General features: G+C 61.0%; 16 protein-coding genes. 15 read left to right on the forward strand and 1 reads right to left on the reverse strand.

Features of this window, described 5'->3' with window-relative positions:
* Window positions 1-4: 4 nt before the first annotated feature.
* The gene (aceE, locus tag ACM6G4_RS17545; RefSeq protein ID WP_056725562.1) at window positions 5-2650 is read right to left on the reverse strand and encodes a pyruvate dehydrogenase (acetyl-transferring), homodimeric type; all 2646 of its coding nucleotides are present in this window, start codon (window positions 2648-2650) and stop codon (window positions 5-7) included.
* 383 nt (window positions 2651-3033) lie between these two features.
* Between aceE and glnE the strand changes: the two genes are divergently transcribed.
* From glnE to ACM6G4_RS17620, 15 genes are all read left to right on the forward strand, one after another.
* Complete coding sequence (glnE, locus tag ACM6G4_RS17550) at window positions 3034-5973, forward strand: bifunctional [glutamate--ammonia ligase]-adenylyl-L-tyrosine phosphorylase/[glutamate--ammonia-ligase] adenylyltransferase (protein ID WP_414914201.1); 2940 nt, start codon at window positions 3034-3036, stop codon at window positions 5971-5973.
* 307 nt (window positions 5974-6280) lie between these two features.
* Complete coding sequence (gene waaF, locus ACM6G4_RS17555) at window positions 6281-7315, forward strand: lipopolysaccharide heptosyltransferase II (protein WP_414914202.1); 1035 nt, start codon at window positions 6281-6283, stop codon at window positions 7313-7315.
* Window position 7316: 1 nt separating this feature from the next.
* Window positions 7317-8378, forward strand: coding sequence for a lipopolysaccharide heptosyltransferase I (waaC, locus tag ACM6G4_RS17560; RefSeq protein ID WP_223541744.1), 1062 nt, complete (start codon window positions 7317-7319; stop codon window positions 8376-8378).
* On the forward strand, window positions 8378-9499 hold the full coding sequence (locus ACM6G4_RS17565) for a glycosyltransferase family 4 protein (protein ID WP_223541743.1): 1122 nt from the start codon (window positions 8378-8380) through the stop codon (window positions 9497-9499). The genes waaC and ACM6G4_RS17565 overlap by 1 nt, the downstream gene beginning before the upstream one ends.
* A complete protein-coding gene (gene rfaP, locus ACM6G4_RS17570; protein ID WP_056725551.1) occupies window positions 9500-10306 on the forward strand; it encodes a lipopolysaccharide core heptose(I) kinase RfaP in 807 nt (268 codons plus the stop codon). It abuts the gene before it with no gap.
* Entirely contained in the window at window positions 10306-11040 is a 735-nt protein-coding gene (locus ACM6G4_RS17575) for a lipopolysaccharide kinase InaA family protein (protein ID WP_046039745.1), read from the forward strand. The genes rfaP and ACM6G4_RS17575 overlap by 1 nt, the downstream gene beginning before the upstream one ends.
* The gene (locus ACM6G4_RS17580; RefSeq protein WP_414914203.1) at window positions 11037-11789 is read left to right on the forward strand and encodes a lipopolysaccharide kinase InaA family protein; all 753 of its coding nucleotides are present in this window, start codon (window positions 11037-11039) and stop codon (window positions 11787-11789) included. The genes ACM6G4_RS17575 and ACM6G4_RS17580 overlap by 4 nt, the downstream gene beginning before the upstream one ends.
* On the forward strand, window positions 11789-13240 hold the full coding sequence (locus ACM6G4_RS17585; RefSeq protein WP_223541742.1) for a lipopolysaccharide kinase InaA family protein: 1452 nt from the start codon (window positions 11789-11791) through the stop codon (window positions 13238-13240). The genes ACM6G4_RS17580 and ACM6G4_RS17585 overlap by 1 nt, the downstream gene beginning before the upstream one ends.
* A 241-nt stretch (window positions 13241-13481) precedes the next feature.
* Window positions 13482-13817, forward strand: coding sequence for a YceK/YidQ family lipoprotein (locus tag ACM6G4_RS17590; protein ID WP_082562989.1), 336 nt, complete (start codon window positions 13482-13484; stop codon window positions 13815-13817).
* 167 nt (window positions 13818-13984) lie between these two features.
* Window positions 13985-15742: a carbamoyltransferase gene (locus tag ACM6G4_RS17595; protein ID WP_056725542.1), complete on the forward strand. Its 1758-nt coding sequence runs from the start codon at window positions 13985-13987 to the stop codon at window positions 15740-15742.
* Window positions 15726-16856 (forward strand): glycosyltransferase, encoded by a 1131-nt coding sequence (locus ACM6G4_RS17600; protein ID WP_056725540.1) that lies wholly within the window; start codon window positions 15726-15728, stop codon window positions 16854-16856. The genes ACM6G4_RS17595 and ACM6G4_RS17600 overlap by 17 nt, the downstream gene beginning before the upstream one ends.
* Window positions 16856-17752 (forward strand): antimicrobial resistance protein Mig-14, encoded by an 897-nt coding sequence (locus tag ACM6G4_RS17605; RefSeq protein WP_056725538.1) that lies wholly within the window; start codon window positions 16856-16858, stop codon window positions 17750-17752. The genes ACM6G4_RS17600 and ACM6G4_RS17605 overlap by 1 nt, the downstream gene beginning before the upstream one ends.
* Window positions 17753-17760: 8 nt before the next feature.
* Window positions 17761-19203: a PIG-L deacetylase family protein gene (locus ACM6G4_RS17610; protein ID WP_056726316.1), complete on the forward strand. Its 1443-nt coding sequence runs from the start codon at window positions 17761-17763 to the stop codon at window positions 19201-19203.
* Window positions 19200-20354, forward strand: coding sequence for a glycosyltransferase family 4 protein (locus ACM6G4_RS17615; protein ID WP_056725537.1), 1155 nt, complete (start codon window positions 19200-19202; stop codon window positions 20352-20354). Before ACM6G4_RS17610 ends, ACM6G4_RS17615 begins: the two co-directional genes overlap by 4 nt.
* A complete protein-coding gene (locus ACM6G4_RS17620; protein ID WP_414914204.1) occupies window positions 20351-21235 on the forward strand; it encodes a glycosyltransferase in 885 nt (294 codons plus the stop codon). The genes ACM6G4_RS17615 and ACM6G4_RS17620 overlap by 4 nt, the downstream gene beginning before the upstream one ends.
* Window positions 21236-21272: the final 37 nt, after the last annotated feature.

The following is a 21272-nucleotide window of genomic DNA, read 5'->3' on the forward strand; positions in this document are numbered from 1 at the left end:
CTCCTCAGCAGTCCAGTGGGTTGCGTTTTTCCGGGTTGATACCGAACTTGGCGATGGCTTCAGCCACAACCTTAGGTTCGATGTCACCACGGTCAGCCAGTGCTTCCAGGGCTGCCAACACCACGAAATGACGGTCGACTTCGAAGAAATGACGCAGTTTCTTGCGGCTGTCGCTGCGGCCGAAACCGTCGGTGCCCAGGACTTTGAATTCCTTGGACGGTACCCACTGACGGATCTGCTCGGCGAACAGTTTCATGTAGTCGGTAGAGGCGATGACCGGACCTTTACGGCCGTTCAGGCACTCTTCGACGTAGCTCAGCTTAGGCTTCTGGCCCGGGTGCAGACGGTTGGTGCGCTCAACGGCCAGGCCGTCGCGACGCAGTTCGTTGAAGCTGGTAACGCTCCACACGTCGGCGCCGACGTTGAACTCTTCGCGCAGGATCTTCGCTGCTTCACGGACTTCACGCAGGATGGTGCCGGAGCCCATCAGCTGAACGTGGTGCGCCGCTTCGCGGTTGTCTTCTTCGAGCAGGTACATGCCTTTCTTGATGCCTTCTTCGGCACCGGCCGGCATGGCTGGCTGCTGGTACGACTCGTTCATCACGGTGATGTAGTAGAAGACGTCCTGTTGCTCTTCGGTCATCTTCTTCATGCCGTCCTGAATGATCACCGCCAGCTCGTAGCCGTAGGTTGGATCGTAGGTGCGGCAGTTCGGGATGGTCGCGGCCAGCAGGTGGCTGTGACCGTCTTCGTGTTGCAGGCCTTCACCGTTCAGGGTGGTACGGCCGGCGGTGCCGCCGATCAGGAAGCCACGGGTGCGGCTGTCGCCAGCGGCCCATGCCAGGTCGCCGATACGCTGGAAGCCGAACATCGAGTAGAAGATGTAGAACGGCAGCATCGGCTGGTTGTGGCTGGAGTACGAAGTACCGGCAGCGATGAAGGAGCTCATGGCGCCCGCTTCGTTGATGCCTTCTTCGAGGATCTGGCCCTTCTGGTCTTCCTTGTAGAACATCACCTGGTCTTTATCGACTGGCTCGTAGAGCTGGCCGACGGAGGAGTAGATGCCCAGCTGGCGGAACATGCCTTCCATACCGAAGGTACGGGCTTCGTCCGGGATGATCGGTACGATGCGCGGGCCGATTTCCTTGTCCTTGACCAGTTGCGCGAGGATTCGCACGAAGGCCATGGTGGTGGAGATTTCGCGGTCGCCCGAGCCGTCCAGGATCGCCTTGAGGGTGTCCAGTGGCGGAGTCGGGATGTTGAAGCTCTTGGCGCGACGCTGAGGTACGAAGCCGCCCAGTGCGGTACGGCGCTCGCTCAGGTAACGGGCTTCGGCGCTGCCTTCTTCCGGTTTGAAGAACGGCAGGTTTTCCAGTTCATCGTCCTTGACCGGGATGTCGAAGCGGTCGCGGAACAACTTCAGGCTTTCGACATCGACCTTCTTGGTGTTGTGCGCAGTGTTTTTCGCTTCGCCGGCACCGGTGCCATAACCCTTGATGGTCTTGGCCAGGATGACGGTCGGTTGTTCTTTGTGGTTGACCGCTTCGTGGTACGCCGCGTAGACCTTGTACGGGTCGTGGCCGCCACGGTTGAGCTTCCAGATCTCGTCGTCGGACAGGTCTTCGACCATTGCCTTGAGTTCTGGCGTGTTGAAGAAGTGTTCACGTACGAACGCGCCGTCTTTGGCTTTGTAGTTCTGGTATTCGCCGTCGATGACTTCGTCCATGCGGCGTTGCAGGATGCCGTCGACGTCCTTGGCCAGCAGTGGGTCCCAGAAACGGCCCCAGATGACTTTGGTCACGTTCCACTGGGCACCACGGAACACGCCTTCGAGTTCCTGGATGATCTTGCCGTTGCCGCGAACCGGGCCGTCGAGGCGCTGCAGGTTGCAGTTGATGACGAAGATCAGGTTGTCCAGCTTCTCGCGGCCGGCCAGGGAGATCGCGCCCAGGGATTCCGGCTCGTCGCACTCGCCGTCGCCCAGGAAGCACCAGACTTTCTGTTTGCCTGGCTGGATGAAGCCACGGTGTTCCAGGTACTTCATGAAGCGTGCCTGGTAGATCGCCTGGATCGGGCCCAGACCCATGGATACGGTCGGGAACTGCCAGAAGTCAGGCATCAGCCAAGGGTGCGGGTAGGACGACAGGCCTTGACCATCGACTTCCTGACGGAAGTTGTTCATCTGGTCTTCGGTGATGCGGCCTTCCATGAATGCGCGGGCGTAAACGCCTGGCGAGGTGTGGCCCTGGAAGTAGATCAGGTCGCCGCCGTGTTCTTCGGTCGGGGCCTGGAAGAAGTAGTTGAAGCCGATGTCATACAGGGTCGCACTGGAAGCGAAGCTGGAGATGTGACCGCCGAGGTCAGAATCCTTCAGGTTCGTACGCATTACCATGGCCATCGCGTTCCAGCGTACCAGCGAGCGAATGCGGCGTTCCATGAACAGGTCGCCAGGCATGCGTGCTTCGTGGGTTACCGGGATGGTGTTGCGGTAAGGCGTGGTGATGGCGTAAGGCAACTGCGAACCGCTGCGGGTCGCCAGTTCACCCATACGGGTCATCAGATAGTGAGCACGGTCTTCGCCTTCTTTGTCGAGAACCGATTCCAGGGCGTCCAGCCATTCCTGGGTTTCGACGGGATCGAGGTCTTGCATGGCTTGCTCCAGGGCGGAAAGGCTTCCAGAATCGGTTGCCTGAGTTTGCGACTGGCCTTGTGGGCAGACGATATAAATTCTTGGATTGCCGATAGGTTGTTCCGGCGGCGTGTAGTTTTACTACAAATCTTCCGGCATTTCAGCCCGGCTAATGTATATACGAGTAGTAAAACTACAGATGAGCGGCTTGTGGCCCCCGGCTGCGTTGTGAGAATAATCGTTAAGGTTGGTCTTTTTCCAACTACAAAAGGTAAAAGCTTGATGCTGGCTGCCAAAATTAAAGAAATTTCAGCTATTTCTAACTTTTGTTCGACACTCCATCAGGTAGTGGGTTTTCGAAAACCACTACATGCAGTCCGTTGTACGCCGATCAAGGATAGATCATGAGCCTCCCCTCGCTTGCCGAACTGCCCGCCATTCTCCTGCCGTTTGTCACTCGCGCCGAGCAGTCGTTCCGGGCTGCTGTGGCCGCCCTGGACGATGGTCACGGGCTGTCTGCCTGGACGCCGGAACGCTGGGCGCAATTTGCCCGCGTCACCGCCGCCAGCGATTTTGTGATTGAACAGTGTGTTCGTGACCCTTTGATGTTGCTGGAGCTGGTGCAGTCCGGTGAGCTGGACCGCAGCTTCGCTCCCGGTGAGTTATGCGGGCAGATCGCGGCCGCCGTAAGCGCGGCCGAGACCGACGATCTGCTTGGCCGCGTCTTGCGCCGCCAGCGTGCACGCCATCAGGTGCGGATCATCTGGCGCGACCTGACACGCCAGGCCGACTTGATCCAGACCTGCCGCGACCTTTCGGACATGGCCGATGCGAGCATCGATCAGGCCTATCAATGGTTGTACACGCGGCATTGTCAGCAGTTCGGCGTGCCGACCGGGCGGCGCAGCGGCGAGCCGCAGCAGATGGTCGTTCTTGGCATGGGCAAGCTCGGTGCCGTGGAGTTGAACCTGTCGTCGGACATCGACCTGATTTTCGCCTACCCCGAGGGTGGCGAAACCGTCGGCGTCAAACGCCCGCTGGATAACCAGGAGTTCTTCATCCGTCTGGGCCAGCGGCTGATCAAGGCCCTGGACCCGATGACTGTCGACGGCTTTGTATTTCGCGTCGACATGCGCTTGCGTCCCTACGGTTCGGCGGGCGCACTGGTGCTGAGCTTCAACGCGCTGGAGCAGTATTACCAGGATCAGGGTCGCGACTGGGAGCGCTACGCGATGATCAAGTCGCGGGTAGTGGCCGGGGATCAAGTCGCCGGCGCGCAACTGCAGGAGATGCTGCGGCCATTCGTTTACCGGCGTTACCTGGACTTCTCGGCCATTGAAGCGCTGCGCACCATGAAGCAGCTGATCCAGCAGGAAGTGCGGCGCAAGGGCATGGCCGACAACATCAAGCTCGGTTCCGGCGGTATTCGCGAAGTCGAGTTCATTGCCCAGGCATTCCAGCTGATCCACGGGGGGCGGGACCTGAGCTTGCAGCAGCGCCCACTATTAAAGGTACTGGGCACGCTGGAAGGCCAGGGTTATCTGCCGCCGGCCGTGATCAGCGAGCTGCGTGAAGGCTACGAATTCCTGCGTTATACCGAACACGCGATTCAGGCGATTGCCGATCGCCAGACGCAAATGTTGCCTAATGGCGAGCAGGATCAGGCGCGCATTGCCTTTATGCTCGGTTTCGCCAACTGGACGGCGTTCCACGAACAACTGATGTACTGGCGCGGCCGTATTGCCTGGCACTTCGGGCAGGTGATTGCCGATCCCGATGAAGAGCAGGGCGCCGAAAGCGAAGTGGTGGTCGGCGGTGAGTGGTTGCCGCTGTGGGAAGAGGCCCAGGACGATGAGGCTGCCTGCCGCCAACTGGAAGAGGGTGGTTTCAAGGATGCCCCAAAAGCCTTGAAAGCCTTGGCCGGCTTGCGCGGTAGCCCGCAATTGAGGGCGATGCAGCGTCTGGGGCGCGAGCGTCTCGATGCTTTTATTCCGCGGTTGCTGGCACAGGCCGTGGAACATGACAATCCGGACCTGGTACTGGAGCGGGTGCTGCCGCTGGTCGAAGCCGTGGCCCGTCGTTCCGCGTACCTGGTGCTGTTGACCGAGAACCCCAGTGCATTGCGGCGTTTGCTGACGCTGTGCGCGGCGAGCCCGTGGATCGCCGAGCAAATCACCCGCTTCCCGCTGCTGCTCGACGAATTGCTCAACGAAGGCCGGCTGTTCAAGCCGCCACTGGCGCCAGAACTGGCGGCCGAATTACGCGAGCGCCTGACACGGATTCCCGAGGACGACCTCGAACAGCAAATGGAAGCCCTGCGCCACTTCAAGCTGGCGCACCGCTTGCGGGTGGCTGCTTCGGAAATCGCCGGCAGCCTGCCGCTGATGAAAGTCAGCGATTACCTGACCTGGCTCGCCGAGGCGATCCTGGAGCAAGTGCTGGCCCTGGCCTGGCGCCAGACCGTGGCCAAGTACGGCACGCCGCTGCGCACCGATGGCACCTTGTGCGATCCCGGCTTCATCATTGTCGGTTATGGGAAAGTCGGCGGCCTGGAACTCGGGCATGGTTCGGACCTGGACCTGGTGTTCATCCACGACGGCGATCCGCAGGCTGAAACCGATGGCGTGAAACCCATCGATGGCGCGCAATTCTTTACCCGGCTGGGGCAGCGGATCATTCACTTGCTGACGGCGCAGACCAACTCCGGGCAGTTGTATGAAGTGGACATGCGTCTGCGGCCATCCGGTGCGTCGGGCTTGTTGGTGAGCTCCTTGGGGGCGTTTGCCCGCTATCAGGAGAACGAAGCCTGGACCTGGGAACACCAGGCGCTGGTGCGGGCGCGGGTGTTGGTGGGCAGTCAGGATGTCGGTCAGGCCTTCGAGAAAGTCCGCGCCGCGATATTGGGCAAAACCCGTGATCTACCGACCCTGCGCCAGGAGGTCAGTGAGATGCGCGCCAAGATGCGCGATAACCTGGGCAGCAAGAGCACCGCGGCCGGCACCGGGGCAAATGCCTTCGAAGCCACGGCGCCGTTCGATATCAAGCAGGACGCCGGTGGTATCGTCGATATTGAATTTATGGTGCAATACGCGGCCCTGGCGTGGTCCGAAACACACCCGCCATTGCTGCGCTGGACAGACAATATCCGCATTCTGGAAGAGCTGGAGCATGAAGGGCTGATGCCGGTCGAAGATGCCAGCCTGTTGCGTGAAGCGTATAAAGCGTACCGTTCCGCCGCCCACCGGCAGGCCTTGCAGAAGGACCCGGGGGTGATTCCGGGCGACCAGTTCGCGGACGAACGGCGGCAGGTCATGCGGATCTGGCGTGAGCTGGGGCTAAGCTGAAACGGGATATTTGATACGCCCAATATCCCCTGTGGGAGCGGGCTTGCTCGCGAAGGCGGAGTGTCAGTCAATAGTGATGTTGGATGTGACGGCCCCTTCGCGAGCAAGCCCGCTCCCACAGTAGATCTGCAGTGTCATGCGGATCGAGGTACACCAATACCCAATGTGGGAGCGAGCCTGCTCGCGATAGCGGAGTGACACTCGACAGCAATGTTGAAGGTGATGACCCATCGCAAGCCGCCGTGCTCCCGCAGAGATTCTCGAGGCGGGGAGGCGTAGGCCTCCCCGGTTCGTTTATGGAAACCACATGAAAATTCTGATCGTTGGGCCCAGTTGGGTCGGTGACATGGTGATGGCGCAGACACTTTTCCAGTGTCTGAAACAACGCCACCCGCAATGCGAAATCGACGTGCTGGCCCCCGAGTGGAGCCGGCCGATTCTTGAGCGCATGCCCGAAGTTCGCCAGGCCTTGAGCTTTCCGCTCGGTCACGGTGTCCTGGAGCTGGCAACGCGTCGGCGCATCGGCAAATCCCTGGCTGGCCAGTACGACCAGGCGATCCTGCTACCCAATTCCCTGAAGTCGGCACTGGTGCCGTTCTTTGCCGGCATCCCGAAACGCACCGGCTGGCGTGGCGAGTTCCGCTATGGCCTGCTCAACGACGTGTGCACGCTGGACAAGGATCGTTATCCGCTGATGATCGAGCGCTTCATGGCCCTGGCTTACGAGCCTGGCGTTGAACTGCCAAAACCCTATCCGCGCCCGACACTGCAGATCGACCCGGTTACCCGCGAAGCGGCACTGGCCAAATTCGGCCTGACCCTCGACCGCCCGGTGTTGGTCCTGTGCCCTGGTGCCGAGTTCGGTGAATCCAAGCGCTGGCCGTCCGAGCATTACGCCGCGGTTGCCGAAGCGAAGATCCGCGAAGGCTGGCAAGTCTGGCTGTTCGGTTCGAAAAACGATCACGCCGTGGGCGAAGACATCCGCGCGCGGCTGATTCCCGGCCTGCGTGAAGAATCGGTCAACCTCAGCGGCGGCACCTCGCTGGCTGAAGCCATCGACCTGATGTCCTGCGCCGATGCGGTGGTGTCCAACGACTCCGGATTGATGCACGTTGCCGCCGCGCTGAACCGCCCGCTGGTCGCGGTCTACGGCTCGACGTCGCCAGGTTTCACGCCACCGCTGGCCGAGCACGTCGAAGTCGTTCGCCTGGGTATCGAATGCAGCCCATGCTTCGACCGCACTTGCCGTTTCGGCCATTACAACTGCCTGCGCCAACTCATGCCGCAAGCGGTGAACGAAGCCCTGCAGCGGTTGCAAGGCACTCCGGTCGAGGTCAAATAGCTTGCGGGTTCTGTTGATCAAGACGTCATCGTTGGGCGACGTCATTCATGCGTTGCCGGCGTTGACCGACGCTGCACGGGCGATTCCCGGCATCAAATTCGACTGGGTGGTGGAAGAAGGCTTTGCCGAGATCCCGACCTGGCATCCAGCGGTGGACAAGGTGATTCCGGTGGCGATCCGTCGCTGGCGCAAAAACATCTGGCAGACCATCAAGAGCGGTGAGTGGAAGCGCTTCAAGCAAAGCGTTCGCGCCACGAAATATGACTTGGTGATCGACGCCCAGGGCTTGCTGAAAAGCGCCTGGCTGACCCGTTACGTCAATGCCCCGGTGGCCGGCCTCGATAAAAGCTCGGCGCGTGAGCCCATCGCCGCGCGCTTCTACAATCGACGCCTGGCCGTTGCCCGCGGGCAGCACGCGGTGGAGCGAGTGCGTCAGTTGTTCGCCATCGCGTTGGGCTATGACTTGCCCAAAGGCCTGGGCGACTACGGCTTGAATATCGAGCGCCTGGTGGAATTGCCGCGCAAGAATCCGTACGTGGTGTTTCTGCACGGCACCACCTGGGACACCAAACACTGGCCAGAAGCCTATTGGCGCGAGCTGACCGAACGGGTCGGCTACCTTGGGGTCGGGGTGAAACTGCCTTGGGGCAATGCCGTGGAAAAGGCCCGCGCCGAGCGTATCGCTGCCGGTTTCAAACACGCCGAAGTGTTGCCCAAACTGAATCTGGCCGGTGTCGGCAAGGTACTGGCGGGCGCGCAAGCCTGCGTGGCGGTAGACACCGGCCTGGGCCATCTGGCCGCCGCGCTGGATGTGCCGACGCTGTCGCTGTTCGGCCCGACCAATCCGGGCCTGACCGGCGCCTATGGCAAGGTGCAGATTCACCTGGCCAGCGATTTCCCTTGTGCTCCGTGCCTGCAAAAGAAATGCACTTATCAACCGACGGCTGAAGATGCCCGTCAATTTGACCTGAAACGCGAGTGGCCGTTGTGCTTCACGCGTCTGAATCCCGAGCGTGTCGCCAGCCGACTGAGCACGTTGTTAATGGCTGAGGAGCTGCGCTGATGCAATTGGCATTTGTCTTGTACAAATATTTTCCCTTTGGCGGTTTGCAGCGCGACTTCATGCGAATCGCCCTGGAGTGCCAGAAACGCGGCCATCAGATTCGCGTCTACACGCTGATCTGGGAAGGCGACGTCCCTCCGGGTTTCGAAGTGCTGGTGGCGCCGGTCAAGGCGTTCTTCAACCATCGGCGCAACGAAAAGCTCAGCGAATGGATGGAAGCGGACCTGGCCAAGCGCCCGGTCGACCGCCTGATCGGCTTCAACAAGATGCCGGGCCTGGACGTCTACTATGCCGCCGACGGCTGCTTCGAAGACAAGGCGCAGAACCTGCGTAACTCGCTGTATCGCCGTTGGGGCCGCTATCGCCATTTCGCCGAATACGAGCGGGCGGTGTTCGCCAAAGAGGCGAAGACCGAAGTACTGATGATTTCCGAGGTCCAGCAGCCGCTGTTCATCAAGCATTACGACACTCCGCTGGAGCGCTTCCACCTGCTGCCACCGGGTATCGCCCAGGACCGTCGCCGACCGGCGGATGCCGATGAAATTCGCGCTGGGTTCCGTGCTGAGTTCAATCTCAAGGACGACGAACTGCTGCTGGTGCAGATCGGTTCCGGGTTCAAGACCAAGGGGGTGGACCGCAGCCTCAAGGCCCTGGCGGCATTGCCCGCTGATCTGAAGAAGCGCACCCGGCTGTTTGTAATTGGCCAGGATGACCCCAAATTATTCCAGATGCAGAGTGCGACATTGGGGTTGGGCGACAACGTCACCTTCCTCAAGGGGCGTAGCGATATCCCGCGTTTCCTGCTGGGTGCCGATCTGTTGATTCACCCGGCGTACAACGAAAATACCGGCACTGTGCTGCTCGAAGCCCTGGTGGCCGGCCTGCCGGTGCTGGTGAGTGCGGTGTGCGGTTACGCCCATTACATCGCCGAGGCCGATGCGGGCCTGGTGCTGGACGAACCGTTCGATCAGGCGCAGCTGACGCAGTACCTGACCGGCATGTTGAACGACGCTCAAGCAAGGGCGGCCTGGAGCCGCAACGGTCTGGCCTTCGCCGAAACGGCCGACCTCTACAGCATGCCGCAGCACGCGGCCGATGTGATTCTGGCGGAGCGCGCTTAAATGAAGTTGATGCTGGCTGAACCGTTCAAGAGCCTTTGGGCCGGACGCGACCCGTTCGCCGAAGTCGAGGGGCTCAAGGGTGAGGTGTACCGCGAGCTGGAAGCACGCAGGACATTACGCACGGAAGTCGACGGCAACGGGTTTTTCGTGAAAATCCACCGTGGCATCGGCTGGGGCGAAATCTTCAAGAACCTGCTCACCGCCAAACTCCCTGTACTGGGTGCCGGTCAGGAGTGGCAGGCCATTCAGCGCCTGCAGGAAGTCGGCGTGCCGACCATGACCGCCGTTGCGTATGGCGAGAAGGGTAGCAACCCGGCCGACCAGCACTCGTTCATCGTGACCGAAGAGCTGGCGCCGACGGTCAGCCTGGAAGACTTCAGTATCAACTGGGTCAAGCAGCCGCCCGAGCCAAAACTCAAGCGCGCGCTGATCGCCGAAGTCGCACGCATGACTGGCATGATGCACCGCGCCGGGGTCAATCACCGCGACTGCTACATCTGCCATTTCCTGCTGCACACCGACAAGCCGGTGACCTTTGATGACTTCAAGCTCTCGGTGATCGACCTGCACCGTGCCCAGACCCGCCCGGCGATCACCTCGCGCTGGCGCAACAAGGACCTGGCCGCGCTGTACTTTTCCGCGCTGGACATCGGTCTGACCCGCCGCGACAAGCTGCGCTTCCTCAAGGGCTATTTCCAGCAGCCGCTGCGCCAGATCCTGAGTGAAGAGGCGTCTTTGCTGGCCTGGCTCGACGGCAAGGCCAACAAGCTCTATGAGCGTAAACAGCGATACGGGGATGCGCTCTGATGTCGGGTTGGAAACTGGATCCGGCCTACAGCGAGCTGGCCGATGACTTTGGCAGCCTCGAGGCTGTGTTTGCACTGCAAGGCGAGCGTTTGACCAGTGACGTGCTCTCGGAGGTCATCCGTGTCGAGCGCAATGGCGTCAACTATTACGTCAAACGGTATGTGGGTGCCGGCAAAGGCTTGCGGCGTTACCTGGGCAAGCCTCGGGTGAAGATGGAATGGCAGAACCTCAAGCGCTTCGCCAAGTGGGGCATTCCCACTGCCGAAGTAGTGGCCTGGGGGCTGGAGCGGCGCGGTGCGGCCTACGCTCGCGGCGCGATGATTACCCGGGAACTGCCGCGCACCGAAGACTTGTCGGCACTGGCCGAGCGCCGCGACCCGAAGCTGTCGGATCGCGCCTGGGTCGATACCGTCAGTCGCCAGTTGGCCCAATACACCCGGACCATGCACGACCACCGCTTCACCCATAATGATCTGAAGTGGCGCAACCTGCTGATCGACGATGAGGCTCGAGTGTTTCTGATCGACTGCCCCAACGGCGATTTCTGGCGCGGTTTCTGGCTCAAGTACCGTATTACCAAGGATCTGGCGTGCCTGGACAAGGTCGCCAAGTATCAATTGTCGGCTACCCAGCGCCTGCGCTTTTACCTGCAATACCGCAACCGGACCCGGCTCAACGCTGCGGACAAAAAACGCATCCGGCATGTGGTGAGATTTTTCGAGGGACGCGAATGACTGATTTTCTGGCCGCTGAGGACCGTGCGCTGCTTGAGCGCCATGGCCTCGGCACGTTCGAGGCGCTCTGGGCCAAGCAGCTCGATGCGGTGGACGAACCCAACACCGGTCGCGGTGGCTGGAGCAGCGTGTTTCGGCTGGATCTGGAAGGTCATGGTTTTTACCTCAAGCGTCAAAGCAACTACCTGACCCGCACCTTGCGCGCACCGTTCGGCGAGCCGAGTTTCGCTCGCGAGTTTCGCAACATCTCCCGTTACCGGAAGATGGGCATTCCGGCGCTGGACGCGGTGTTTTACGGGGAGCGCAAGGTCAATGGCGAAGTCCGCGCGATCCTGATGACCCGCGCCCTGGACGGTTGGGACGACCTCGACTCGCTGTTGCAGCGCTGGGCTCAATTGAGCCCTGAGCAGCACTCGGAAATCCTCAAGGCCAGTGGCGAACTGGCCCGGCAGCTGCACGCCGCACGCCAGGTGCATGGGTGCTTTTATCCCAAGCACATTTTCATGCGCGCCACCGGCAACGGCTATCAGGCTCAATTGATTGACCTGGAAAAGACCCGGCCGCTGCTGTACGGGCAGCGTGACCGAATCAAGGATCTGGAACCGCTGACGCGTCGCGCGCCCGAGTGGGGCGAGTCGCAACTGCGGCAATTGCTGGCCGCCTATCTGGATCAGCCGCAGGACAGCTCGCTGATCGACAGCTGGCTGCAGCGGTTGACCGCGCGGCGCAGCCAGAAGAGGCCACGCTGATGCGATTGTCCGAACTGAAGTCTGCCGGCCGTACCCCAGGCTTGCCGCTGAGCGTTTCGCTGGCCGACGCCGCCGGCCCCGCCGAGTTGCAATTGCTGAGCCTGTTGCGGGTGTTGCCGGGGCAGCGTTATGTCGGTGCCGGCGTCTGGCGTGGCCGGCCGGTGCTGGCCAAATTGCTGGTCGGCAGCAAGGCTGCACGGCATTTTCAGCGTGAACTGGACGGCGTGCGCCTACTGTCTGCCCAGGGGCTGACCACGCCGCAGTTGTTGGCCGATGGCCTGAAGGACGGCGAGGGTGGCTGGCTGCTGTTTGATTTCCTTGAGCATGCCGAAAGCCTGGGCGACACCTGGAAGCAGGTTGAGCAGCAGCCCGTACTGTCCGATGGGCAAGGCGCGGTGCTGGCCGAGGCGTTGGGCGCGATCGGTCAGATGCATCGCAAGGGGCTGTGGCAAGAAGACCTGCATCTGGACAACCTGCTGCGCCAGGGCGGGCGCCTGTACCTGATCGATGGCGCGGGCATCTGCTGCGAGACGCCTGGCCAGCCGCTGTCCCGGCAGAAGGTCCTGGAAAACCTCGGGGTGTTCTTCGCCCAGTTGCCGAAGTCGATCGAGCCCTTCATTGAAGAGTTGCTGGTGTATTACCTGCTCAGCAACGGCGAACACGCCTTGCCCATGGAAGCGTTGCAGAAGCAGATCGACAAGGTCCGCAGCTGGCGCCTCAAGGACTTCCTGATCAAGGTCGGCCGCGAGTGCACGCTGTTCAGCGTCCAGCGCGGGGCCTTCGGACTACAGGCGATTCGCCGAGAGGAAGTGCCGTCGATGGTGCCGGTGCTGGAGCAGGCCGATGCCTTGCTCGATCAGGGGCATCTGTACAAGACCGGCGGTGCGGCGAGTGTCGGCAAGGTCGAGGTGGATGGCCGCACGCTGGTGATCAAGCGCTACAACATCAAGGGTTTTGCTCACTGGCTCAAGCGTTTCTGGCGCCCGAGCCGGGCCTGGCATTCCTGGCGCGAAGGCAACCGCCTGGCATTCCTCGGGATTGCCACGCCCAAGCCGCTGGCGTTGCTGGAAAAGCGTTTCATGTGGCTGCGCAGCCGGGCTTACCTGATCACCGAGTACCTGCCGGGGCCGGACATCATCGAGCGTTTTGCGCCGTATGTGGAACGTGGCGATGCACCGGAAGCCGAACTGGCGGCACTGGATCATCTGTTCGCCGAATTGATTCGCCTGCGCATCAGCCATGGCGACTTCAAGGGGCATAACCTGTTCTGGCAGCAGGATCGCTGGGCGTTGATCGACCTCGACTCGATGTGCCAGCACGGCTCCCTCGGCAGCTTCGCCCCGGCGTATGCCAGGGATCGCGCGCGGTTCATGCGCAATTGGCCTGAAGGTAGTACCCTTTACCAGGTCATCGATCAGCGTCTTCCCAAGGACATCTCAGGCGCTGCTTAAGCCGCTATCGCGAGCAAGCTCGCTCCCACAGGGATTGGTGGTGAACACAAAACCTGTGAACACCTCAGTTCAAATGTGGGAGCGAGCTTGCTCCGGGCGGCGTTCCGACGATGAGGCCGGAACTGCCAACCAAGAAAGCAGACAAGTTCTTGTGAACCGTCCTACGCGATCTTGGGAAGTCATGAACTGTGGCCAAAATTGCCCCGATGCTAGTTTGCCCGACGTTCTCGGAGGGCAGGCAGTGACGATCAAAATGGCAGTTTCAGCGGGTGTTTTATCAGTGTCGCTAACGGGCTGCGGGACCGCCGCCACCGTCCTGCTGGATGAAGCCCAGGCCGCGCAGGGGCTGCGCCGGCAAAAGACCTATTGCCAATCCATTCCCCGGGTCTACAGCGGCCTGGCCTACGACTTCTGTGTATTGAATGCGCCGCCAGACCCTACGGGCATCCTTGTACCGCTCGTATTGGTGGACCTGGCCGTGTCCGGCGCGCTGGACACCGTTGTCTTGCCGTACACGATTTACCGGCAAAGCGTGGACGGCAATATTTCCATCTATTGGCGACCTGCACGCGGATAAAAAGAAGCCGCGAGGCCCCGGCCGTAGTTGCATGCCGCTTGCGGCTAGAGGTTTGCCGTCGCTTTTACGCTATAATCCCGCCCTTTAGCTGTCTCTCGCCCCTTGCGAGGGCACATTAATTTTTGAGGCGCTTGCGCCTGCATGCAGACTAAAGAGGCTAGACCCCTGTGGCATTGACGATTCTTGGCCTGTCCGGCGCCCTTAGCCATGATCCTTCCGCAGCCCTGTATATCGACGGCAAGCTGGTCGCGGCGGCTGAAGAGGAGCGCTTCGTACGCGATAAACATGCAAAGAACCGCATGCCCTACGAATCGGCGAAATTCTGCCTGGAACAGGCCGGCATCAAGCCGTCCGACGTTGACGTGGTCGCGATTCCATTCGCCCCGATCAGCCTGTTCGGCAAGGCCCGCTGGCAGTACGCCAAGCGTTACTGGTACGCCCCGGACCGCGCCCTCGACGCGATCCTGATGGGTAACCGTCGCTACAAGCGCTATCGCAACAAGATCGTCTGGTGCCTGGAGCAATTGGGTTTTGATCCGAAGAAGATCAAGATCGAGCCGGTCGAACACCACCTGGCCCACGCCTCCAGCGCTTATCACTGCTCCGGTTTCAAAGAGAAAACCGCGATCCTGGGTATCGACGGCAAGGGCGAGTACGCCACGACCTTCTTCGGTTATGGCGAAAACGGCAAGATCCACAAGATCAAGGAATTCTTCGATCCGGACTCCCTCGGCGGCCTGTATGGCGCGATCACCGAGTTCCTCGGTTTCGATATGCTCGACGGTGAGTTCAAGGTCATGGGCATGGCGCCGTACGGCGACGCCAGCAAATACGATTTTTCGCGCCTGGCTTCGTTCGAAAATGGCGAACTGGTGATCAACACCGACTACGCCAACGTCATCGGCCTGCGTCGCTACAAAGAGAAGGGCAAGGGTTACTACTTCTCGCCGAAGCTGATCGAGTGGCTGGGTCCCAAGCGTGAAGGCGACATCGCCGACGAGCCGTACATCCACTACGCCGCCAGTATTCAAGCGCTGTTCGAAAAAATTGCGCTGCAGATGATCGACCATTACCTGGGCGACGTGCTCAAGGAAACCGGCAAGCTGGCCTACGCTGGCGGCTGTGCGTTGAACGTCAAGCTGAACCAGAAAATCATCGCCCGCGACGACGTCAAAGAGCTGTTCGTACAGCCTGCATCCGGCGATGCCGGCACAGCAGTCGGTGCCGCGGCCTATGTGTCCCACGCCCGTGGCGTGCCGGTCGAGAAGATGGAACACGTCTACCTCGGCCCGTCGTACAGCAACGAGGACGTGATTGCCGCATGCGCCCGTCATGAGAACAAGCCGACCTGGCGCAAGCTCGACAACATGCCCGAGCAGATCGCCAAAATCATGGTCGATGGCAACCCGGTGGCCTGGTTCCAGGGCCGCATGGAGTTTGGTCCGCGCGCCTTGGGCGGTCGTTCGATCATCGGTTGCCCGAGCATTGCGGGCGTGGCTGACCGCATCAACCACCAGATCAAGTTCCGCGAGCGCTGGAGGCCTTTCTGCCCGTCGATGCTCGACACCGTGGCGCCACAGATGATCAAGATCGATCACCCGGCCCCGTTCATGACCTTCACCTTCGAAGTGGCTGAAGAGTGGAAGACCCGCGTGCCCGAAGTTGTCCACGAAGACGGTACCTCCCGAGCCCAGGTGCTCAAGCGCGAATACAACCCGCGCTACTACGACATGATGAAAGCGCTGGAAGTGCTGACCGGCAACGGTGTGTCGCTGAACACCTCGCTCAACCGTCGCGGCGAACCGATGATCTGCTCGCCGACTGACGCCCTGAACATGTTCTTCGGTTCGGATCTACAGTATCTGATCATGGAAGACATCCTGGTGGTCAAAGAGGGCGCGAACGCCTATGACACGTTCGGCTGAACGCCATGTGCTGCAGTTTTGCCACGGCTATGACGGGCCGTTCCTGGACTGCGCACGGCAGTACGCCAGCCTGTTCGCGGGGACCGGTTATCGAGTGACCACGGTGTTTCTCACCGGGGTTGCCGATGCCGAAGTCGCCGCGGGCTGCGCCTCCGACGAAGTGCTGTTCATGGAGTACAGCTCCAAGGCCATTCGTGGCCTCAAGCTGGGGGCCATCGGCGATCTGCGCAAGATCGCCGCATCACGCAACTTCAGTTTCTGCATCGCCCACCGCTTCAAGCCGATCTATATCGCCTTGCTCGGCACGTCGTTGCCGGTGATTGGCGTGCACCACGCTTTTGACGATTACAAACGTGGCAGCCGCAAACTGTTCGCGCATATTTTCCGCAAGCGTTTGAGTCTGCTCGGTGTGTCCGACGCCGTGCGCGACGACATGCGCCAATGCCTGCCGAAGTGGCCGGCTTCGCGGATCCAGACCTTGTACAACCGTATCGATGTGGACGCCTTGCAGGCGACCCAGGTGTCGGCTCGCGAGGCCCGGGAAACCCTCGGTTTGTCGGCGGATGCGTGGATCGTCGGCAACGTAGGACGGCTGCATCCGGACAAGGACCAGGCCACGCTGCTGCAGGGATTCGCCGAGGCGTTGCCGGGGTTGCCCGCCAACAGCCAGCTGGTGATTCTCGGCAAAGGGCGCCTGGAGGAGGACCTCAAGGACCAGGCCCGGGAACTGGGTATCGGTGACCGGGTTCTGTTTCTCGGTCAGGTGCCGGATGCGCGTAACTACTTCCGGGCCTTCGATGTGTTCGCCCTGAGTTCCGATCACGAACCGTTCGGCATGGTGCTGCTGGAGGCCATGGCCGCTGGCGTTCCTTTGCTCGCCACGGCGTGCGGCGGAGCGAAAGAGGTGGTCGAAGGCGTGGGCATCCTGTTCCCGTTGGGCGATGCCGGGCGTCTGGCCCAAGGGCTGCAACATCTGCACGGTATGGATGATCAGCAGCGTCGGCAGTGTGCCGGGTTGATGCTCGAGCGCTTGCGCGAACGCTTCTCCGATCGCGCAGTGCGCGATGCTTTCTGGCACTTGCCGCACGTTACCGAACTGGCACAGAGGGGCTGATGCTCAACCGATTTCAAGGCTGGCGCGAGCGTGGCTGGGCGGTAGTCGACGCCTCGACTTACGCCGAAACCTGGCAGCGTTATGGCGGCAGCGTCGCGACTCATCCCATGGTGGTCGAGCGGCTGGCGCAACTGGCTGACATTCCGGTGCGTTACCTGGCCTGGGTGCAGGGCGACGATGTCAAGGCGGCGATCCCGACCTGGGGTCGCGACCTGGCCTTGTCCAAGGACGTGCTCAAGCGTCGCGGCAAGAAGGGTCTGTTCGACCTCGGCAACGCCGAGATCATCCTGCCGGCCGCCGCCGATACCCAGGCGCCTTTGCGTCATCGCGCGCGGTATCTGTCGGCGCTGAACGAAGGCCGTTTCACTGGCATCAAGTTGCAAGCCGAACAACTGGCCATGGCCCGCACGCCCGAAGAGCTGTCGAAAAAATTTCGCTATAACCAGCGCCGCGAATTGCGCTTGCTGGAAGAGGCCGGTGGCGTGGTGCGGCCGGTGTCCGAATTTTCCAGTGCTGAGTTGGCGGCGATTTACTGCGACTTGTTCCAGCGCCGCTGGGGTTTCCCGGCGACGGGTGCCGAGCGCATGGCCGAGGTCATCGAGTTGCTGCGCGAGTTGCTGATCGGCTCGGTGATTTTCCTCAACGATGCGCCGATTGCGATTCAACTGGTGTACCGCGTCGAAACCCCGCAGTGGATCAGCGTCGAATACATCAATGGCGGGGTCGATCCCGAGACTCGCGAGTTCAGCCCCGGCAGTGTGTTGAGTTTCCTCAATACCCAAAGCGCCTGGGAACATGCCCGGGCCCAGGACAAGCCGTTGCGCTTTTCCTTCGGTCGCGCCGACCGTGAATACAAGGATCGCTGGTGCAACCCCGTGCCGGTGTTCACCGTATGAGCCAAACCATGAGTCGCAAACAGCAACTGCTCAAGCGCCATCGGCGCAATAAACGTATCGGCCTGCTGATTGCGCTGGTGCTGTTGATCGTCATTGGCGTGCTGGTGGCCTGGTGGTTGCCGCTGGTGCTGGCGGTTCTGGGCTGGATTGCCCACGAAGCCTGGTTTGCCGACCATCTGTTCTACTCACCGAAAGACGATTATCAGTACAGCTTTCCCCCCTACACGCCCCAGCCCAAGGTGCACCTCAACGGTGAACATTTGCGGCTGGACGAGGGCGTGATGCTGGTCGACGACGCGACGCTGGTGCTGGCCCTGCGGGTAAAAAGCACCTGGCTGGGTCGTTTTTTCGATCCGCTGGTCGAGTTGGCGGGGGGTGAAAACCCTGACCGGCAAACCTTCGAACGGGGCGTAAACGGCCTGCGTTACCTCAATCTCAGCGGTCAGGCTCAGGCGCTGTCCCGTGGTGACCTGCGCTTGCGCGGGCGTTTCTGTCGCGTGTTCGGTGAGCCTGTGCTCTGGGCGCTGGAGCACCCGGATTACCGGCGCCAGCGGGTTATGGTCATCGCGCCCCACGCCGATGACGCCGAACTGGCGGCCTACGGTTTGTACAGCCAGGCCGACGAAACCTGGATCGTCACACTGACAGCGGGTGAAATCGAAGCCGGACACTACCGGCAGATGGGGCTGAACAAGGTCGATGCGGCCCGCTTGAAAGGCCGTCTGCGCACCTGGGACAGCATCGCCGTGCCACGTTGGGCCGGTGTGCCCGAGGCCCGCTGCGTACAACTGGGTTATTTCTGTCTGCAACTGGCGAGCATGCAGGCCGCGCCTGCGGTGGCGGCAGGGTCGCGGGAAGCGGACCTGAGCGATACCCGGCTGTTCCGTCAGTTGAATCCTTTCACGCTGCCCGGCGATGCCGATGGCGCGCCGACCTGGAACAATCTGCTGGCGGATCTGCGTGAGTTGCTGCTGCGGGCCCGTCCCGAGGTCATCGTTTTGCCGCATCCGACCCTCGATCCGCATCCCGATCATATCTGCGCCCAGGCTGCAGTCCTCGAAGCCTTGCAAGGCCTGGACTGGCAGCCGTCCACGCTATTGGGTTATGCCAACCACCTGCACGACAACGACCGCTGGCCGATGGGCGATACCGGTGATGGCATCGCCTTGCCGCCTGCTTTCGATCCGGCCCAACCGATGCAGCCTTATTGCCTGCCCTTGCCGCTGGAGCAACAGCGCGACAAGGCCATGGCGTTGGGCATGATGCACGACCTGCAGCCGGCGATGCCGTTCAAGCGTCGCTTGCGTCGGTTGATACAACGTTTGTTGGCCGGCCGGTTGCCGCCCACTTATGGCGAGAACGAATTCTTTCGCAAGGCCGTCCGGCGCCACGAGCTTTTGTGGTCCGTCAAGCACACACCAGGCAACGTTTCTCAGCGGGGAGAGTTATGAGTCAGCGGTCAAAGGTCCTGCAACTGCAGCCTGACTACAACGTCAAAGCCCATGATTTCGCCGACCTCGCGGAGCAAATCGTCAAGGCCCTGCCCAGTGATCGCTATGAGGTGACGGCTGCGTTTCTGCGCGGCAAGCCCGGGCCGGGCGAAGCGGTGAGCCGGGCTGATCGTTCGGTGTACTTCGAGTTTTCCGACAAGTCCCTCAAGGGCATGCGCCTGCGGGCCATGTGGCAGCTGTACAAGTTCTGCCGCCGGGAAAAATTCGATGTGGTGATCTGCAACCGCTTCAAGCCGGTGAACATGATGCTGGCGCTCAACCGCTGGTTGAAAGTGCCGTTGTGCATCGGCATTTCCCACGGCTTTGGCGAGTACGACCGTTTTTACCGGCGCCGCCAGACCCAGCGCCTGATCGATCGTCACTGGCGCTTCGTCGGCGTGTCGCCTGCGGTGAAACAGTATCTTCTGGACTGTGACTGCGGCTTCACCGACCAGAATACCTACGCCATCACCAATGCCATCGACATCGAGCAAGCCGAAGGCCTGCAACACAGCCGTGAAAAGGCCCGTGAAATGTTGGGCATCGATCCGTCGGTGCGGCTGATCGGTGCATTGGGGCGACTGGTGCCGGTCAAGGGGCATGTCTATTTGCTGCAGGCCTTTGCCGCACTCAAGGACAAATACCCCAATACCCAGCTGGCGATCATCGGCGCCGGCCGCGAAGAGTCGCGCCTGGCCGCGGAAATCGACCGCCTCGGCCTAAGTGGCCGCGCCCATTTGCTGGGGTTCAAGGAAATTGCCCTGCAGTACATCCGCGCTTTCGATATCTGGACCATGCCTTCTTTGGCCGAAGGCCTCGGGCTAGCGCTGCTTGAAGGCATGAGTGGGCATTTGCCGGTGATTGCCTCGAACGTGCCGGCCATGTTGCCGCTCATCGAGGGGGCCGGTGGCCTGGCGATTACGCCGAAGGATGTGCCTACGTTGCAGGCGGCGCTGGACACTTACCTTGGCCTTTCGGATGACGAGCTCAAGGCCAAGGGCGAGCAGGCTTTTCGTTATTTGCAACAACACCATGACATCGAGGAGTTCCGTCGCGAATACCTCAACCTGATCGACTCCGGCCTGGAACAGGCCCGCAAGGAACAGCCATGAACGACGCGCAACCCATAGTCACGGTCATTATCGCGTCGTACAACCACGCCCCTTACATCGAGGAAAGCATTCTCAGCGTCCTCAACCAGACCTACCAGAACATCGAGTTGCTGGTGGTCGACGATGGCTCGAAGGATGACAGCGTCGAGCGGATCAAGGCGTTGCAGGCTGTTCATGGTTTCGACTTCCGGGTTCAGGAAAACCAGGGGCTGACCAATACCCTCAACGGTGCGATTGCCCGGGCAAAGGGCAGCCTGATCGTGCCGTTCGGTTCGGATGACATCATGCTGCCGGAGCGAATCGCCACCCAGGTCGCGCATATGGACGGCAAGCCAGAGGTCGGCATTTGCGCCGGTAATATCGAACTGATCGATGCCGACGGCAATCTTTACCCCGAGAAGCGCCAGCGCCGGGATGTGCCGTTCCGTCGCCTGGACTTCGATGACATGTTCCTGGAGCGCAAGCCCTATCCTCCGGCACCCACCCTGATGATCCGTCGCGAAGCGCTGGACAAGGTGGGCGGTTTCGACCCGACCATTCGCCTGGAAGACTTGCTGATCGAGTTGAAGGTGACCCATGCCGGCTACTTCATCGATGGTCTGAATGTGTTGATGGCGCGCTATCGCAAACATGCCACCAACTCCTACAAGAACCACCGCTTCATGATCGACAGCATCCTGCGCACCTACGCGCTCTTCAGCGATCACCCGCTGTATGACGAGGTGCGCTACAAGTTTCTCAATTCCATGTTCCTCAAGACCGCCAACCGTGATCGCAAGCTGGCGCGGGAGTTGCTGGCGCAGATTCCGTTCAAGGCCTGGAACAAGAAAACCTGGCGTGGGTTGGGCCGTATGTATTTCTCACGGGTGGAGAAAGACTGAGCCAAAGGCTGGATTCAAGGGGGCGTGATATGCCGCG

This window comes from Pseudomonas sp. IT-P258 (assembly GCF_949767825.1).
GTDB lineage: Bacteria > Pseudomonadota > Gammaproteobacteria > Pseudomonadales > Pseudomonadaceae > Aquipseudomonas > Aquipseudomonas monachiensis.

Coding starts and splice junctions, on each gene's coding strand:
- waaF (WP_414914202.1), top strand. CDS start 6,281: ATGAAAATTCTGATCGTTGGGCCCAGTTGGGTCGGTGACATGGTGATG.
- ACM6G4_RS17585 (WP_223541742.1), top strand. CDS start 11,789: ATGCGATTGTCCGAACTGAAGTCTGCCGGCCGTACCCCAGGCTTGCCG.
- ACM6G4_RS17620 (WP_414914204.1), top strand. CDS start 20,351: ATGAACGACGCGCAACCCATAGTCACGGTCATTATCGCGTCGTACAAC.
- glnE (WP_414914201.1), top strand. CDS start 3,034: ATGAGCCTCCCCTCGCTTGCCGAACTGCCCGCCATTCTCCTGCCGTTT.
- ACM6G4_RS17600 (WP_056725540.1), top strand. CDS start 15,726: ATGACACGTTCGGCTGAACGCCATGTGCTGCAGTTTTGCCACGGCTAT.
- ACM6G4_RS17575 (WP_046039745.1), top strand. CDS start 10,306: ATGTCGGGTTGGAAACTGGATCCGGCCTACAGCGAGCTGGCCGATGAC.
- rfaP (WP_056725551.1), top strand. CDS start 9,500: ATGAAGTTGATGCTGGCTGAACCGTTCAAGAGCCTTTGGGCCGGACGC.
- ACM6G4_RS17605 (WP_056725538.1), top strand. CDS start 16,856: ATGCTCAACCGATTTCAAGGCTGGCGCGAGCGTGGCTGGGCGGTAGTC.
- ACM6G4_RS17565 (WP_223541743.1), top strand. CDS start 8,378: ATGCAATTGGCATTTGTCTTGTACAAATATTTTCCCTTTGGCGGTTTG.
- ACM6G4_RS17610 (WP_056726316.1), top strand. CDS start 17,761: ATGAGTCGCAAACAGCAACTGCTCAAGCGCCATCGGCGCAATAAACGT.
- ACM6G4_RS17615 (WP_056725537.1), top strand. CDS start 19,200: ATGAGTCAGCGGTCAAAGGTCCTGCAACTGCAGCCTGACTACAACGTC.
- ACM6G4_RS17580 (WP_414914203.1), top strand. CDS start 11,037: ATGACTGATTTTCTGGCCGCTGAGGACCGTGCGCTGCTTGAGCGCCAT.
- aceE (WP_056725562.1), bottom strand. CDS start 2,650: ATGCAAGACCTCGATCCCGTCGAAACCCAGGAATGGCTGGACGCCCTG.